This is a genomic window from Pelagicoccus mobilis (assembly GCF_016595505.1).
Classification (GTDB): Bacteria; Verrucomicrobiota; Verrucomicrobiia; order Opitutales; family Opitutaceae; genus Pelagicoccus; species Pelagicoccus mobilis.
This window is the reverse complement of sequence record NZ_JAENIL010000060.1, coordinates 1-16,905: the sequence shown is the minus strand read 5'-3', so window position 1 is coordinate 16,905 and position 16,905 is coordinate 1. Positions and strand designations below refer to the sequence as shown.

Here is a 16,905-nt window from a genome sequence, read left to right as displayed (position 1 = left end):
ACAATCGAAGCAGCTCTGCCGCCTCGTAGGCCTATGATTTCCCTAGCAAACAAGCCACCAAGATTCTTGATCAAACCGAGCGCTGTCTTCGCATTCGTTCTCCTCACATTTAGTCAGCTCTACGCTGATCTAAAAGAGGGAAAAGTTGTATTTGAAATGTACTGCGCCTCTTGCCATGGACCTGAAGGTGCCGGGCTGATCGGTCCAAACCTCACCGACGCCACTGTATTGCACGGCAGCAGCCATGAGGAAATCGTCGCCGTCATTCAAAATGGCATACCCAGCAAAGCCATGCCCGCTTGGAACGCCGTCTTGCAGCCTCAACAGATCGACGATGTCGCGCTCTTCGTGAAATCGATCATGGGCAAGAATCTCCCGACTCCAGTCCTGACCGGCGAGTCGACCGTCACCCCATTCCCCAAGGGCAGCGTCAATCGCCCGCTCCTAATGAGAACCTTCATGCCGACCTTGGATCTGGACGATGACGTCTTCGCCTATCATCACGACAGTCGCGAAACACCGAAGTATACCCACAAAACAGCCTACTTCGATCCAGTAAAGAGAGACCGTCCAATCGACGGCATCCCCGGAGCCATTACAGTAAACTTCGGCAACCAACTATCTTACTGCTTCGACAGCACCGAATGTCGCCTTCTCTACACTTGGAGCGGTGGCTTCATCGACATGACGAACTACTGGGGAGCAGGATCCGGAAACAAACGTATCAAATTCGGTTACATCGGCGAGTTGATTGGCGCCACCGGCTATTTAGCGAAAGGAAAGGCCCCTCTCGCAGGGAAGCCGCAATTTAAAGGTTACCGTAAGGTAAACAGTATACCGGAATTCAACTACACGATCGGAGAAGTCGAATTCACTCTCAGGATACAACCGGGTGAAAGCCCGGGCGATGCAGTCTGCCACTACACTAGCAAGAACTGGAAAGGAAAACGTCAGCTCGAATTCTCCGAAGCAAACGCCTCTCAGCTAAGCAGTGACAAAGGAACTTTCAACAAGGGCATCCTAACTCTAAGCGCCAAAGAGGCCAAGTCCTTCACCATCACCATCAAGGCCCAGCCGTAAGATCATCATGAAAGCTGTTTTTCTAATTGTACTCAGTTCTCTGATACCGTCGGCTTTCGCCGAAAGCTACAAAGTTGAAACCATTGAGTTCCCTCTTTATGTTGCGCCTGAAGTAGGTGGTATCGACTTCACGCCGGACGGTGAAATAGTCGTCGCTCTTCGTCGTTATGGCGTATTAATGGCCCGCCCCACCGAGGACCCCACCGCCTTTCCATGGCGCGTATTCTCGGAAGACATTCTTCACAACGCCTGCGGGCTCCAGGTCATCAGCAAGGACGAGATCATCCTCTCCCAAATGGCGGAACTGACTCGCCTCAGGGACACCGACGGAGATGGCATCGCCGATAGCTACGAGAACATTTCCGATCAATGGGGCGTCAGCGGCAACTACCACGAAACCAATACCATTGTCTCCCACCCCGATGGCGGCTGGTACATAGCGATCGGCACCGCCTCCCACAATGGGCCAACCTTCTATAAAACGCGCGGCGAGTTTTCCGATATGGGGCGACTCGGACGCAATTTCTCTGGCGTCCAATGGAAGGGCTGGGTCCTCCGACTTGACGAAGCTGGCAATGCCACCCCCTTTGCCAGCGGCTTTCGCATGCACAACGGTATCGGCCTCAGTCCAAGCGGGCAACTCTTCGCCACCGACAACCAAGGCGACTGGCGTGGCACCTCCCCACTCTATCTCGTAGAAGAAGGCAACTTCTACGGGCACCCCTCCAGTCTCGTCTGGGATGAAGCGTTTACGAGCAACGTATCTGATAACCCACTACAGTATTTCATCGACAACGAAGACGCCTACGAAGCACATCGAACCCGAGCTGCAGTCGAGCTTCCGCAGGGCTTCATGTGCAACTCGCCCAGCCAGCCTCTCTTCGATACGACGGACGGAGCATTCGGCCCCTTTGCGGGACAAGTCTTCATCGGCGACATCGCTGGGGCTCGCATCATTCGCTGCATGCTTGAAGAAGTAGACGGCTTCACCCAGGGAGCCTGCGTCAAGTTCATCGACCACGACCTGCGCCCCGGCAACAACCGCCTCGCCTTCAGCCCTGATGGGAAGTCGCTCTACACGGGCCAAACAGTCCGCGGATGGGGCAAGCCCTCCGAAGGGATGCAACGCATAACCTTCACAGGCGAAATGCCCTTCGAAGTGCAGAGCATGTCGCTCTCCAAAGACGGTTTCGAGCTCCGCTTCACAAAGGCCGTCGATCCCCAAGCTGCGTCGGATATCGCGAACTACGCAATGAAACGCTACTGGTACAAGTCGACCCACGCCTACGGCAGCCCGCAGCACGACCTGACCGATATCCTGATCAGAAATGTGACACTCGGCAAGGATGGTCGCTCTGTGCATCTAAAGGTAGACGGCCTGCAGAAAAAGCGTATATTCGAACTCAATTTGGGCGACAACATCGTCGCCTCAGACGGCACACCGCTAACTCAACCCCAAACTCTGCTACTCCCTCACCAAACTCCGCAAATAGCATGGCCAACTCTATCGTTAACTCGCTTCTCCTTCCTCTAACAGCCTCTCTCTGTATTTCCTGTTCTGATACGTCCGTGAACATCGCCGATATTCAAGAGAAAGAGGGTGATTACATCGTCACCATCGACGGCCAACTCTTCACTCAGTACCTGCACGACGAGCAAAAGCCATTTCTGTATCCGGTCATCGGCCCCACAGGGGTCAATATGACGCGCGAGTTCCCCATGAAAAAAGATGTGCCGGGCGAAAGCCAAGACCACCCGTGGCAGAGCTCGGTTTTCTTCACACATGGTTCGGTCAATGGGCACGACTTCTGGAATGAGCGAACAGAAGAACAGCAGGACGCTCGCATCGAGCTGATCGAAGTCGAGGAAGCCAAGCAAGACAGCAAGGGCCAGGCGCACATCACCGCCACGCATAAATGGACGCACAAAGGTGAAACGCTCATGACCGACCGCACCGAAATCTCCTTTTCCGCCGACGCTGAAAAACGCATTATCGATTTCAAAATCTCTCTCATCGCAAGCGAGGCTGACGTCGAATTGGGCGACACGAAAGAAGGCTGCATGGGCGTTCGCATGCACCACAAATTCCGGGTCAAGGACCAAGGGGCTCAGGTCATCAACAGCGCTGGCGACAGCGGAAAGAGCGTGTGGGGAAAAAGCGCGAAATGGATTACTTACTCGAACGAGATCCTAGGAGAAAACCTCGCCATCTCGATGCTGGATCACCCCGACAACTTTCGCTATCCGACCACTTGGCACGCACGCGACTACGGATTGGTCGCCGCCAACGCCTTCGGTCTGAAGCACTTTACAAAAGACGAAAACAATTCCGGAGACATCATCCTGAAAAAGGGCGAGCAGCTTAGCTTCTCCTACCGACTGATTTTTCAAAAAGGCGATCCACAAGCAACCGACCTTGACCAGCTGCATCAAGAATGGACTGAGCAATAACTCGTCTAAAAACATCATCCCTCCCAATACAATCACATGAAAGCTACAATCCCCTCTATTCTCCTCGCCTTTCTCTTATCAGCTTGCAGTAGCGGGCCTGATCTCAAGCCAATCTTTAATGGCGAGAATCTCGAAGGCTGGGTCGCGAATCGCGAAGAGATATGGACTGTCGCCGACGGCGTCCTCACTGCGACAAACGATCCTGATCAAAAAGGGGATATCCTGTTCACCACTAAAAACGACTACCGTAGCTTTATCCTAGAACTCGATTTCAAGTTCGGAGAGGGACGAATCGATTCCGGCGTTTTCCTGCGAGACAACAAAGAGCAAATTCAGATCGGCGAATCGGGAAGCCTCAAACGTGACATGACAGCGCTCCCCTACATTCCCGGCAAGGGCTACCCGATCCAAGTTGAAACCGCCCAAACCGTACTCGAAAAGACGGACTGGAACACTCTTCGCATCGAGGTAAACGGATCTTCCTACACCACTTGGCTCAATGGAACTGAGATCATGACCTACGAATCAGAGACCATCGTTCCCAGAGGCCCTATCGGACTGCAACTACATCCCAAGCGGGAAATGAGCATTAGCTTCCGCAACATCCTCGCCACAGAACTCCCCGAATAAGGCCGCCATCGCCATGCCCGCACGCTTAATTAAAATTACTTCTCTTTGTCTGGGACTCGCAATCCCCAGTCTCCTGCCCGCCAACACACCAGATTTGCCAGATGGATACACACTCCAGTATGAGCAAAGCTTCGATTCAAAGGACTCGTTCGAGGAGTTCATGATGACGGACCGCTCCGCTTGGAACTACACAAAGGTCAAGGGCAACGGCGTACTTTCTCTAGAGGGGAAAAGTGAATACGAGCCGCCACACCGCTCCCCCTACAACATCGCCCTCATCAAAGGACGCACCTTTGGCGATTTCGTAATGGATGTCGATATCCAGCAAACCGGAGTCAAAGGCACACCCATTGCCGAGTACATGCAGAACAATCCCGATCTCAGCAAGGGAGGCGGATATGCACACCGCGACCACTGCTTCTTTTTCGGATTCGAGGACCCCAGCCATTTCATGTACATCCACGTCGCCAAAACCGGCGACAACAACGCCCATAACGTTTTCGTCGTAAACGAAGCCCCCCGCACCCCAATCACCGACTTCCGCACCATAGGAGCCGACTGGGGTGTCGAGGAATGGCGAAAGATCCGCATCGTCCGCGATACGAAAAAAGGCACTGTCGCCCTCTATTTCGACGATATGCTGACGCCCATCATGATCGCCGATGACATCCCCTTCAAACAGGGCTTCATCGGCTTCGGTTCTTTCGACGACATCGGTTGGGTGGACAACATCAAGATCTGGGCCCCCGAAGTGAACCGCACAAAACGAAGTTTTTTCAACTAGTCTTCGTATCCAAATAACCGACCTCCTCTATCTCGACAAAGATCCCCGCTCCAAGCAGACGGAGTAATTGAAGATTACCAAACCTCTCGAAACCTATTGCATAGTCACAACTTGTAGGACGGGGCGCTGACCCGCCGCTCCTTGTCGCCTCACCGCGGCGACCTACAAACTCGCCGCAAGCGGTGGGCTATCAGACCTAAATCCAATGAAATTCGCCATCTGCAACGAGACTTACCAAGGACTCACGCTCCCCGAAATTTGCCAACGCGTCGCTAGTACAGGATACCAAGGTCTCGAAATAGCCCCCTTCACCCTGAGGGACGATCCACGCGATTTGACGCTCGCCGAAGCCAAGGAAGCCGGAAATATCGTACGCGACCATGGTCTCGAAATGGTCGGACTACACTGGCTACTCGTGAAGCCGGAGGGCATGCACCTCACCACTCCAAATTCGTCCATACGGCAAAAGACCCTCGATTTCGGCAAGCACCTTGCGGATCTCTGTTCGGAGATGGGCGGCAAGGTCATGGTCTGGGGTAGCCCGAAACAAAGAAACATCGAACAAGGCGAAGACTACGCAGACGCCTGTAATCGAGCGAGTGATCTTCTGCGTGCACTCGGAGAACATTGCAGGGAACGCTCCATCTCAGTCGCAATGGAACCTCTCGGATCAAATGAAACCAACTTTCTGACATCCGCCGCAGAAACGATCGAACTGTTGAAGCGTATCGACCATCCCAATATCCAGCTGCACCTCGACGTAAAAGCGATGGTAGCAGAAGGAGGCTCGATCCCCGACATTATTTCCGAGAGTCGCGACTACACGATCCATTTCCATGCGAACGACCCCAATCTGCAGGGACCGGGCATGGGTGATCTTAACTTCCAACCAATCGCCAACGCTCTAGCCGCCTCGGGCTATAACGAGTGGGTTTCAGTTGAAGTCTTCGACTACAGCCCCGGCGCGGACACTATCGCTCGAGAAAGCCTAGAGAATCTAAAGAGCGCGTTCCAAAAAGTACCCGGTTGCTAAATACACAGGGCAACGGCAAACAAACGCTCTTTCTAGAGGTCTCCGCGTAAGCCTACTCTGGCCAAATCAAATATCCACCTGGATCAAACGCCAGATCCCGCGCCGCATCACCGTTCGGAAACTCAAACTCCGCTGGATCGAGTTTTTCCCGTACAAGCTCCGATACTAACGCATCTCCCGGGTGCAAGGTATCGGGTATTGCCGCAAATGCAGGCCGCGCCCCGTTTACTGCCGCACTCGTATTAATCGCCGCCAAAATCGCTTCCCGGTCATTTCTCATGACCGGAGGCAAACTGCACAGCAGCGGAGAAAACGCGGTCAGAGAGTTCAAACGCGTGACGTCGTGGTCAATATCGACCGCCAAACGCTTCGTTATAAAATCCGCCAAGCCAACGCCATGAGCATTGCCATGGCTGCTGCTTTGCAGACTGCTGCAAACGACCTTAGACACACTCGGTCCCTGAGGTCGCCAGCGTTCCCCGGGATGATAGCCATACGGATTTCGATTCAATACGTTTGTATCCATTCCAGTCCCACTGATGCGCTTCCCCATCTGACCGATCCAAAGCACATCTAGATCTTTGGCAGGAAGACTCGGCATCATTGAATTTGCATAATCGAGAAGCTCACGCTCTCTCTCGAAAGCCGGCAATGGGTTCCCGGAATCGAATGGGATGCCTTCAACCAGCGCGGTTTGATCAAAGGAATTTTCTACGATCGCCAGACCGCCAAGAACCTTTCCCTTCCCGCGCTTCGCCGAAGACTCGACCAATACTCGAGCGCCCAAGGTAACGGCTCCTCCAAGCCCTAGACGAGTGGGAATCTGGCGATGACAGACCTCCGCCCCCTTTTGCTTCCCTAAACCAACCGCCAACATCTTCAACAGCCCACTATGAACGCTCCCCTGAAGCGGCATGCCGATGTCGGCCGCGGAGGGTTCACCAAAGATCTCCGTATGGATCTTGATGCGGTTGATCAAAAAAACAAAGTCGCAGTCCAAAGCCGATTGGGCCCAATAGATCGGAAAACCATGCGTTTCATCAACGATTCGCGTATCCATCCGAGCATCCATCTCGCACCCCATCGACGCTTCCGTGATACCGATCCCTGGATCCGCAAGCATTTCCCGCTGCCCTTCAGCAGTAGCGCCACCATGGCTGCCCATCGCTGGCAAGATCACTGGCTCATACCCAAGCGAACGCACGCTATCCACCGCGCTCTTTGTGATTTGCTTGAGATTGTAGATCCCTCGACTCCCCGCGCAAATGCCAATCCTAGCTCCCCTTGGAACCGCGTGCCCCTCGAATACCCGCTTTACCTGGTCATCCACCACATCCCCGATGTCTCCTCCTAGCTCAGGGCACTCATACTTTCTTCGAACCCAAACGACTTTTGGTAACTCACTTTGCACTCGTAGAAAGTGGCTACACGAAATCTGTTTGGCAAACGAACTTTGCGAAGCGAATTGCTCACCCCCGACACTATAGATCCAAGCCCCTTTTTACCCAGGGTAAAGGACCGACCCGCAGCTAGACTAGATCGTCCAACGCTACAAATTCGTTTTGGAAGCCTTCCTCCGGGTCTACATGCCATAAGCGGAATCCAAAGGGGCGCTTATCAAAATTCTTGCTCGTGGTCTCCGCATTGAACAATTGGATACCTTCGACCTCGTTCTGCACTAGGTGATGCGTGTGCCCTCCAAGCATAGCTACGACACCATACTTTCGATACAAATCTAGGACTTCCTTACGCTTCGCGACGGGCAAATTGGGATTTTTCTCCTCCTCGCCGATATCTTTAACATAGAGCGGATAATGCCCCACCACAAACACAGGCAAACCCTTTGAAGATGCCTGCGTTAACTGGTCTTCAAACCAAGCGTCATGCTTGGCGCTTTCACCCGGTGTAGGCGACTTCCAAAACTGTGTATTGATAAAAGCGAAGAAGTACCCCTTATGCTCGAAGGCATAATAGTCTTCGCCAAAGTGCTTCCTATAAAAAGCAAGCGATTCGCGGGTCGGCACCTTCTTGATGTCGTGATTGCCCGGCACACAGTAACACGGTACTTCCAGCCCCGCTTGGATCTTCTTAAAGTCCGCGAACGACTGCTCATTGGCGTTGTGCACCATGTCTCCACAAAGAGCGACAAAGTCAGGCTTCGCTTCATTGATCTGCTCAACTGCAATTTCAAGCCGCTTCATATCTTGCTCGTAACCACCCATGCCGAGTTGAGGATCACAGAGCTGAACGAACGTGAACGCCTTCCTCCTGGAGTACCGTCGCTGCAAACTGGAACAGGAGCTTAGGGAGAGGCCTGCCACTCCTATTCCGGCATTCTTTATAAATTCTCGACGCGTGCTCACTCTCAATTTCCACCCCGCAGATTCATTTTCACAAAAATCGGATCGTGATCCGAAGGGAACACTCCATCGACTTGATAGTCGATTTCCTCGTAGGACAAAACGTCCGCATTTCCTCGATACAATATCCAGTCGATCCCGCTTCCTCCTTCTATCGTATCGGTAAACAGATACGGGTCCTCCTCCCCCTTTTCACCAACAAAGGTTCGGTACACTTTGCTTTCAGGACGAGCGTTGAAATCTCCCATCAAAAAGAGAGGGCGATTCTCCTCCCAATAGCCGAATGGCTGCAGTGGTTCCACCCGCTCCATGATCAAACGAGCCGCACTCTCTCGAGCCTTAAACAGTTTTCTCCCGTTAAAGAAATGCGTATTGAAAACGTAAAACTCCTGAGAGCCTTCCCAATGCCCACGATAATCCTCCGAGTAACGGTTCTCCTCTCCACCCTTATTCCGATCGATAAAAGCGAGCCGAGCCCAAGTCACCATCCTCGGGTTCACTTCTGGACCGCTGCCAATAATATCCGGCGTATCCGACAATTGGAAACTACCCATCTCGCGCAACCGGAACTTATCCTTTTTGAAAAAGATGGCCATATGCTCGTCATCGTGCCCGCCTTTTCGCCCTTCTCCGATGACTACGTATTCAGGTAGGTCGTACATCAAATCATCGATTTGCCCCTTCAGACCTTCCTGAGTGCCGATTATATCCGGACTGTACCTCCGGATCATCTCCACCTGCATGCCACGTCGCTCCTGCCAGCTGGGCTTAAACGTGCGACTCGCAAACTTGATGTTATAGGACATCAGCGTGAGCGTTCGATCGCTGCCTTCTTCCGCAGATCGTGCGCTAGCGCTCCCCAGATGGGCTGCTACGAGGGCAAACAGAAGAATCAAAGGTATTCGCTGTGTCATGACATCCCTCTCGCTACTGATTGCGAGTAAGCGGGTTGAGTCGAAGATAACGGTCAGGATCGGATTTCAAGTCGCCACGAAGCAATCGCCCCCCTTCTCCGGTCAGCCAGAGGAAATGATCACTTGGCACTCCATCCTCCAAACCAACGAAATGCACATCGCCTTTACTCAGCGGAGGCTCACAAGCCACCTTCATTATAGCAGTCCCTTCGTCCACTTCATCAAACATCGCCACGTACAACATCTCCGCACCAGCGGAGACAGCGGCTTCAATCGAACCCCAGTAAAATTTCCCTTTTTGCCGCGGAATCTGGTTGAGCGGATGAGCACCTCCGAACTTGTTGCGACTAATATTGTACCAAGTGAATCCTGGATAGACGCAAGGAGCGTAGTCCAAGCCTTTCTCTTCGCACCAAGCCTTGTCGTCACGAACATTTGTAGCGAAACGCTCCATCTCCGCATGGAGCAGCGGCGTATAGCGTTGCGGATTCCAAGGCATGATCACATCCGCCTGTGCCATCAACTCGTGCAAATATGGCTCAGGATTCGCATCCACCGCCAAACGTCGAAAATAAGCTGGTACGCCCAACATGATCGAACAGCCACCGTATTCAGGATCGTTTTTAAGAAAGTCCAAGAGTCGCTCGAAACCAATCTTGCGAATGTCGTACGGACGATCCGGAAAGCCCAGCCCCCAAATTGCAACCAATGGTTTACCGTTGTGGTGCAGGTAGGTCTGCCCATCCCCTTGCGAGGTAACCTTCATATCGTCTACCAAGCGTTTCCAGTCTTCGATCACAGAACTGCAATCTTCCCCTTTGGCCTTCAAGCCGGACAAGTCGTACATCACCGCGATTGCTCGTCCATTTTCCTGAGACGCCTTCAGTGCGTTTCGCAAAATCGTATTCGCAGACTTGTTACGATCTTTCGATCGAGTTACTCCAAAGAAACGCTGCATGAAAACGCCGTCCACGCCATACTCCTTCATCCAGCGAAAATGCAGATTGGTCGTACTCGCATCAAGCGAACTAAAAACACGGGCCTTGGTTCCATCCGGGTTTGTGTAGCCAGTCTCATAAGTCTTCTCGTATTCAGAGACATCCGGCCACATGTCGATAGAGCTACTCTCGCCATCTGCTCCAAAACCATAATGACGGAATCCAGCGTTAGAGCCATCGCCAGGAGTTCGAAACCACCCCTGATAGCCAGCCATCACAAGCCCCTTGTAGCTCGGATAGAGCCCCACCGGACCATGTTTACTTCCAACCTTTTTTCCAAGAAGCGGAATCGTTCCGATCAAGCTTACCAAAAATAGTAGAGCAATTCGTTTATAGCTGAAACAGGACATAAACCTTCCAATAGACTGATCGTTATTTTTTATCCGGAATGCGGATACCATTCGATTTATAGTATTCACTCAAATCCACCTTCTTCGCAATCCGTGCGGAGTACGGCACCCCAAGCGGATCCTCGAAATCAACGAGCAACGGAGGAAGCCTATCGATCACCTTTGCTTTGCCGGTATACTTCAAACGCATTTTCACCTCGAGAGGCTCCCCGATTGTCAGCGAGAAGTGGTGTGGAAAGGGCTCGACGACCCAAGGTCCACCCACTGGCAGATCCCAGTGCAGCCCACCCTGCAAAGGTACGTCCAACTGATTGTCGAAGTTGAGTGTTAAGTCGATGGTCAGAGGGTCATGCTTCACTGCTTCCCCCTTCATGCTCACCATACCGCGAAACAGCTCCATATCCTCGATATTCACATCGTCTGGTAAAATACCTTCGATCAAAAGATTCGCGATCTTCGGCCCGTTCTCGGTCATGGTAACCCAAGTGGCATGGTCAAACTCTCCGAAATTCCGCCCACGTAATTTACTGCCTCCACCTGTGGTGGCCAATGAATAATAGTTAGTTCTCGGATCAGCCGTCTCATATTTAACGTACTGATGTACGTGGCCAGCGAATACAGTGTGCGGTCGTCCTTGCAAAGCATCCTCAATCGGCTTCCAGCCAACCTCTCGGCCTTTTCGAGGCTTGTCGCGACCTTCGACGTATTCAAGCCCGTCTTCATACATCCAAACCGGTTGGTGAATGAATACGAAGGTCCAACGAACATCCAGATGATCTGCCAACACTTGCTTGGCCCACTCTTGTTGCTCTTCGCCAATCGACGCCGCAAAAGTCTCTTCATCCTGAGCGTTCAAACAAAGGAAGAGAGCATTCTTATAAGTGAAATAGTATCGTTCGACTCCGAAACGTTCACGCCAAACATTTGCCATCTCGGGCGATCCGTTGTCATGGTTTCCCGCGAGATAAAAAAACGGCATATCGAGATAGCTGACGAACGTCTCCATCTCATCCCACATCTCGTGAATCACGGCTTCATCCTTGTGCTGACGCCCGGCCACAATCAAATCGCCAACAGTGATTACGAACTCCGGCTCCAGAATATTCAGACGCTTCAACGCCTTCGGAAAAACGCCAGGACGCATTCCCCCCGTGCGGTCACTCACAATCGCGAACTGGAAATTATCCGGATCATTGCGGAAATCTAAATGCGACCAAGGAGTTCGCTCCGCATCCTCATCTACTGAGATACTAAATTCAGTTCCATTCCTAGTATGCTGACATCCAGCAAAACAAAGTATCGAACAGGCAATTACACCAAAAAGACGTTTCATATTCGCCGACTTACTCCTGAATAGAATCAACCTTTACCAATTTCCCAACCCCAGCCTTTAGGCACCTGTCCGCCACCCTTGAAATCCGCACTTGGCTTTAGAGGTGGCAGGGTTTTGACAAAACCTTGGTAACGCTTCTCTAGCTGGTCGATCAGTTCCGGATTCTTCGAGGCGACATCGTCCATCTCTTTAGGATCTTTCTTTAAATCGTATAGGTGCCAGCCATCTGGATACTTGACCATGCGCCAGTCCTTCCAACGCACAGCATAGAGGTTTCGGCGAGGCTCATCCGTCGGATCCGCATTGTGCCAAAAAATGTATTCATGAGCATCACCCTCCTTCTTTCCCTGCAAATACGGTATCAGATTCATACCATCACACCGCTCCGGGAGCGGAAGCTCTGCAGCAGCAGCCATCGTCGAGTAAAAGTCTATGGTTGCCATCTTTCCTTCGTAGCTAACGCCAGCCGGAATCGTCCCCGGCCAAGTGATGATTGTCGGCGTATGTACCCAACCTTCTTGCTGAGTATCCTTGCCTTTACCTCCACGATACGGCTCCGAAGTGCCGCCTTCTGCACGATTCGCTCCATTGTCTCCTGTGAAAAAGATCAACGTATCGTCCTCGATGCCGTGCTGTTTCAGCATCGCCAGCAGCTTGCCAACCGCGTCGTCGACCGCGACCACCGCTCCTTCGTAAGCTGTACCATCTCCTCCCGGCACGCGATCACGGTAATGCTGAGGCGTGTTCTTAACTTTCGAATGAACCGCAAAAGGAGAGAAATAGAGGAAGAACGGATTCTTGGCATTTCGGTCTACGAACTCCTCCATGTACTCCCCGTCTAAGTCGGTCAGATAAACGTAGCTCCCATCCTCGCGTTCCCTATCATACTGCTTACCCGGTGCGTTCTTCGCGACCTCCATAAAACCGCGTTGGTGCGGACCTTGGCTTTTGTCGCCGATGTCCCACTTGCCGATCTGCCCAGTCACATAACCAGCATCCCGCATAAACTCGGCCATGGTGGGATGATCCTCCGGAATCGGTAGGCCACGAGCCATGCCGGATTTTCCGAAACGCTGAGCGTACATCCCAGTGATCAACGAACAACGGCTGGGCGAGCACGGAGGGTTCGTTATGTAAGACATCGTGCACTTCGCTCCCCGCTCCGCTAGAGAATCGATATGTGGCGTGGGAATCCGTTTGTTGCCGAAGCACCCGATATCCCCAAACCCCAGATCGTCGATGAACAGGATGACGACATTTGGTTTCTTACGGGCAATGTCTTTGGACAAGCCCTGCAAAGGATAACAACTTGCCGCTAGAGCTCCAGTAGCCGCTGTCCTGACAAAATCGCGACGTGAAAAGGTGTTGGTATTCATTCTAAACCTATCTTTTGGGGTAGTAATAAAGGGTATTGCACCACCCAGACTCAAAAAGCGGAAAACCGTAAGCTAAACTTGAGTTTACGCGTGAACAGTCCGGATCGATCGAATACCAACACCAAAACGGTGAGAAATCTTACGCGTGAACAAACCGAGTTGTACGAAAGATCGCGGCACAAGGCCGCCTAAGCCTTCCTGAGCCCCGTTAACGCAGCGCCAATGTATTGCTATTCAGTAAACTCTCCAAACGGATGATCAGGTAATTGTTTCAAGTGCTGACTCAACAGGGCTTTCATACGAGCCGCGACAATCGGCTTCTGCAAAAACAGATTCTTCAACTCTTCCGGGTCGTTCTCCAAATCATACAGCTGATCGAGCTGGAAGTAGTTGGGGTTCCCCTCTGCAGCATGCCACCCCAGATGGGAATTGCGAACGAGGTAAGGTTGCTCTCGCCCCGGAGCGCTCCAGTTCGGGAAAAAGCCTCCAGACAACATCTTCTCGTGTACGGACTCCGGGTATCGAACCGCGACGTACTTCCACTTCTTTGTCTTAACGCCCCTAGAGTAACCGATATCGCCTAAGATTGACTCATGAATCACTGTGCTCTCGGGATCGAGCAACGCTGGCATCAGACTCACGCCATCGATGTGGTACCCGTCAGGAACCTGGATTTGGCAAGCCTCCAATATGGTAGGAACGTAATCAATATTGGATACAAGTCCGTCAAAACGGCTCCCTCCCTCAATCACGCGGGGCCAGCTAACGATAAGTGGCACTCGCATCCCTCCTTCGTAGAGCGTGCTTTTGCCATACCTGTAAGCTCCATGATCTGACGCGAAAACGATCAAGGTGTTATCAAGTGCCCCCTTCTCCTCCAAAGCATCGAAAAGAGCCCCGAACGCAGCATCCATCCAAGTGATGTAAGCCGTATCCGGATGGAAACCACGATCGACTACATCCCGCATGATCTGCGAACGGGTGGGCATGAAGTCGTATTCAGGGGCCATATACCCTTCAGGAGTCACTCGAGGATCCGCGTCCAACGCACAGTGGTATTTCCCTTTTCCATCTTTCTCCCAGGCATTAGGGTCATGCGGCATCGTGGGGGCGAAATATAAAAAGAACGGGTCACCTGCAGCCTCCTGCACAAACTCGATCGCCGCTTTCGCCGTGTACTCCATGTTATGCTGATTCAGCTTATCATTGTAGAGCTCTCGAAGGTTCCCCTGGTAGTGGGATTCCACATAATCAAAACCATATGCCTGTATCCACTTTCTCCAAACATCATGGTTATGTTTCAGAGAGCTATCTACCGAAGCGTTCGATGGGTCGGAGCCCTGATCATAGAGTTTTAGCCCTGCGTCTTCCCCAAGCCTGCGGTGCAACATGAGGTCGTGATTGATGAAATGGCTCTTTCCCACAAACCCTGTGCGGTATCCATTTCCCTGAAGAATCCGAGCGAGGTTCAACTCATCAGCTCCTAGCTCAACATTGTTCTCAACCCGAGTCATGGAGCCTTCGGGAAACATTCCGTTAAAGCGCGCCCCTTCTGTTCTAGCAGCATATCGCCCCGTCAAAGTCGTATATCGAGAAGGCGTGCAAACCGTGGTCGTCACGTTTGCATCCGTGAAAAGCATGCCTCGCTCAGCAAGCCGATCCACGTTCGGTGAATAGACAGGAGCCCCATAAGCTGCCCACGACTCCTGCTCCTGAGGCTTCGCCCCATCCCGATAGGCATCGTTAATATGCGCAAACGGGCTTTGGTCGTCCGTTAAAATGATGATCACATTGGGTCGCTCTGATTTCGCACAAAGACTGCCAAAACCTCCAACGATCACTGCCAATATCAATTTCCAACTGTGCATAGTGGTGTTCCCTCTAAAATCTGGATACAATCAGAGCGAGCCCTAAGGTGCCAGAGCTTCTCCCTTTGCCATCGACTCTATCTTTCCTAAATGCGTACGCATCTTCTTGAGCACGCTGGAGTATTCGGGAGATCCAGCCAGATTCTTATGCTCGTGCCTGTCGTTTTCCAAATCATAGAGCTCCTCGCCATCCGGCCATTTCGAGTACCTCCAACGCTCATCGCGGATCGCCTTCCCTAGCCCCTCGTCTCGTTCAACGACCGTATACGAGTAGTCTCTCAGCTTTTTGTTCGGGTCTTTGAGCATCGGCACGAGACTCCGCCCCTGCAGATACTCTGGAGCGTTCAAACCGCACAGCTCTGCTAGCGTAGGATAAATGTCGATCAGTTCCAACAGTCCCTCGGAGCTTGTGCCAGGAGTGGTGTAGCCTGGAGCGCGAACCAGAAACGGAACACGATCACAAATGTCGAACAGCGAGACCTTGCCCCAAAGAAAATGCTCTCCCAGCTGGAATCCATGATCTGAGGTAAGAATCACAATCGTGTTGTCCGCTTGGCCACTTTTTTCAAGAGCATCCAGCACGAGGCCGATTTGCGTATCAATAAAGCTTACACAAGCGTGGTACGCTTGCATATAGTCGCGACGCAAATCCGAGTTCTCCTTTCCAAGCTCAAAGCCAAATGCCTCGAAGCGGGAATCTCTAGCTGTCCGCGGGGCTTGATCCCAAAAGTCCTTTGGAGGGAGAACATACTCCAAGCCCTCCTTTGGATACATCTCAAAGTACTTGTCAGGAGCGAGAAACGGCACATGCGGTTTTTCGATACCAAGAGCGATGAAAAACGGTTTTTCTCCATACGACTCGTTTTCTAGCCAAGATACGACCTGACGAGCATTCTTGCCATCCTTGTGCTGCTCATCCGTCAAACCGGAAGCGCCATAGCCAATGTTTTGATTACGCGTTTGAGTTGCGATATCGAAGTAAGTCTTCTTCCAGAGCTTTCGATTATCCTGAATCGGACCGTGCTTCTTTACAAATGCCTCACGAACAGGAGTCACCATTGGCATCTCTTCATTGAAAAACTGGACGGCCACATCCCAACGTTTTTCAGACTTATCAGAAACGGCACCATGCAGGACCTTACCTGTCGCGGCAGTCCAATAGCCTGATTCCTTGAACAACTCTGGAAACGACTTCGTACCAGGACGAGTCTCGTCAATCTTAGCCTTGTTGTTCAAGACGCCTGTAGATTCTGGATACAACCCGTGAAGAAAAGAGGCTCGCGACGGCCCACAGACAGGATACTGGCAATAGGCGCTGGTAAAGTTCATGCCGCTCTTCGCGAGCTTATCAAAGACAGGCGTTTTGATGTTCTCGTAGCCGGAACTCTCAACATGCGTATTCAGATCGTCGCATATGATAAAAAGCACATTAGGCCTCTGGCCACCACCTTGAGCAAAGGCCTGAAAGCCAACAACGAGAACAGCCAATGCGTAGGCGCAGATTGCGGGGAGTTTAAACATAATTTCTTCAACCTAAGGAGATGTCGATGAAACCATAAGAATATGGCCACTCCGCGCAACCGATACTACAAGTCAGCTTGTTCACTCGTAAACTGACAGAGCTTCCATTTCCCGCCCACGGATAGCATCTGGACCTCTGGCACTCTTGGGGACTGTCCAATAGTCGTAGGAGCGTGCTTGTCACGCGATTGCAGAGCGTCTGTTCCC

14 protein-coding genes are annotated in these 16,905 nt (G+C 52.0%); 6 read left to right on the top strand and 8 right to left on the bottom strand.

Annotated features, from left to right (window positions below):
- The first annotated feature begins 33 nt into the window (after positions 1 to 33).
- From JIN87_RS23405 to JIN87_RS23380, 6 genes are all read left to right on the top strand, one after another.
- Positions 34 to 1,080 carry a c-type cytochrome gene (locus JIN87_RS23405; RefSeq protein WP_200358124.1) on the top strand — a complete coding sequence of 349 codons (1,047 nt, stop codon included), beginning with the start codon at positions 34 to 36 and terminating at the stop codon, positions 1,078 to 1,080.
- 7 nt (positions 1,081 to 1,087) lie between these two features.
- Positions 1,088 to 2,614: a DUF7133 domain-containing protein gene (locus JIN87_RS23400; RefSeq protein WP_200358121.1), complete on the top strand. Its 1,527-nt coding sequence runs from the start codon at positions 1,088 to 1,090 to the stop codon at positions 2,612 to 2,614.
- Entirely contained in the window at positions 2,575 to 3,531 is a 957-nt protein-coding gene (locus JIN87_RS23395) for a DUF6807 domain-containing protein (protein WP_200358119.1), read from the top strand. The genes JIN87_RS23400 and JIN87_RS23395 overlap by 40 nt, the downstream gene beginning before the upstream one ends.
- A gap of 36 nt (positions 3,532 to 3,567) precedes the next feature.
- On the top strand, positions 3,568 to 4,161 hold the full coding sequence (locus JIN87_RS23390; RefSeq protein ID WP_200358117.1) for a 3-keto-disaccharide hydrolase: 594 nt from the start codon (positions 3,568 to 3,570) through the stop codon (positions 4,159 to 4,161).
- A gap of 13 nt (positions 4,162 to 4,174) precedes the next feature.
- Complete coding sequence (locus JIN87_RS23385; protein WP_200358115.1) at positions 4,175 to 4,945, top strand: hypothetical protein; 771 nt, start codon at positions 4,175 to 4,177, stop codon at positions 4,943 to 4,945.
- A gap of 205 nt (positions 4,946 to 5,150) precedes the next feature.
- Positions 5,151 to 5,978: a sugar phosphate isomerase/epimerase family protein gene (locus tag JIN87_RS23380; RefSeq protein WP_200358113.1), complete on the top strand. Its 828-nt coding sequence runs from the start codon at positions 5,151 to 5,153 to the stop codon at positions 5,976 to 5,978.
- A 52-nt stretch (positions 5,979 to 6,030) separates the two neighbouring features.
- Here JIN87_RS23380 and JIN87_RS23375 read toward each other — a convergent pair whose 3' ends face one another.
- From JIN87_RS23375 to JIN87_RS23340, 8 genes are all read right to left on the bottom strand, one after another.
- Positions 6,031 to 7,389 carry a hypothetical protein gene (locus JIN87_RS23375; protein ID WP_200358111.1) on the bottom strand — a complete coding sequence of 453 codons (1,359 nt, stop codon included), beginning with the start codon at positions 7,387 to 7,389 and terminating at the stop codon, positions 6,031 to 6,033.
- Between the two features lie 118 nt (positions 7,390 to 7,507).
- Positions 7,508 to 8,179, bottom strand: coding sequence for a metallophosphoesterase (locus tag JIN87_RS23370; protein ID WP_200358109.1), 672 nt, complete (start codon positions 8,177 to 8,179; stop codon positions 7,508 to 7,510).
- 164 nt (positions 8,180 to 8,343) lie between these two features.
- Positions 8,344 to 9,252, bottom strand: a complete 909-nt coding sequence (locus JIN87_RS23365) for an endonuclease/exonuclease/phosphatase family protein (protein ID WP_200358107.1) — start codon at positions 9,250 to 9,252, stop codon at positions 8,344 to 8,346.
- A 13-nt stretch (positions 9,253 to 9,265) separates the two neighbouring features.
- On the bottom strand, positions 9,266 to 10,561 hold the full coding sequence (locus JIN87_RS23360; RefSeq protein ID WP_200358105.1) for a glycoside hydrolase family 99 protein: 1,296 nt from the start codon (positions 10,559 to 10,561) through the stop codon (positions 9,266 to 9,268).
- Positions 10,562 to 10,622: 61 nt separating this feature from the next.
- A complete protein-coding gene (locus JIN87_RS23355) occupies positions 10,623 to 11,933 on the bottom strand; it encodes a metallophosphoesterase family protein (RefSeq protein WP_200358103.1) in 1,311 nt (436 codons plus the stop codon).
- 26 nt (positions 11,934 to 11,959) lie between these two features.
- Positions 11,960 to 13,309: a sulfatase family protein gene (locus tag JIN87_RS23350; RefSeq protein ID WP_200358101.1), complete on the bottom strand. Its 1,350-nt coding sequence runs from the start codon at positions 13,307 to 13,309 to the stop codon at positions 11,960 to 11,962.
- Between the two features lie 230 nt (positions 13,310 to 13,539).
- Positions 13,540 to 15,177, bottom strand: coding sequence for a sulfatase family protein (locus tag JIN87_RS23345; RefSeq protein WP_200358099.1), 1,638 nt, complete (start codon positions 15,175 to 15,177; stop codon positions 13,540 to 13,542).
- Positions 15,178 to 15,219: 42 nt separating this feature from the next.
- Entirely contained in the window at positions 15,220 to 16,698 is a 1,479-nt protein-coding gene (locus JIN87_RS23340; RefSeq protein WP_200358097.1) for a sulfatase, read from the bottom strand.
- Between the last annotated feature and the right edge of the window lie 207 nt (positions 16,699 to 16,905).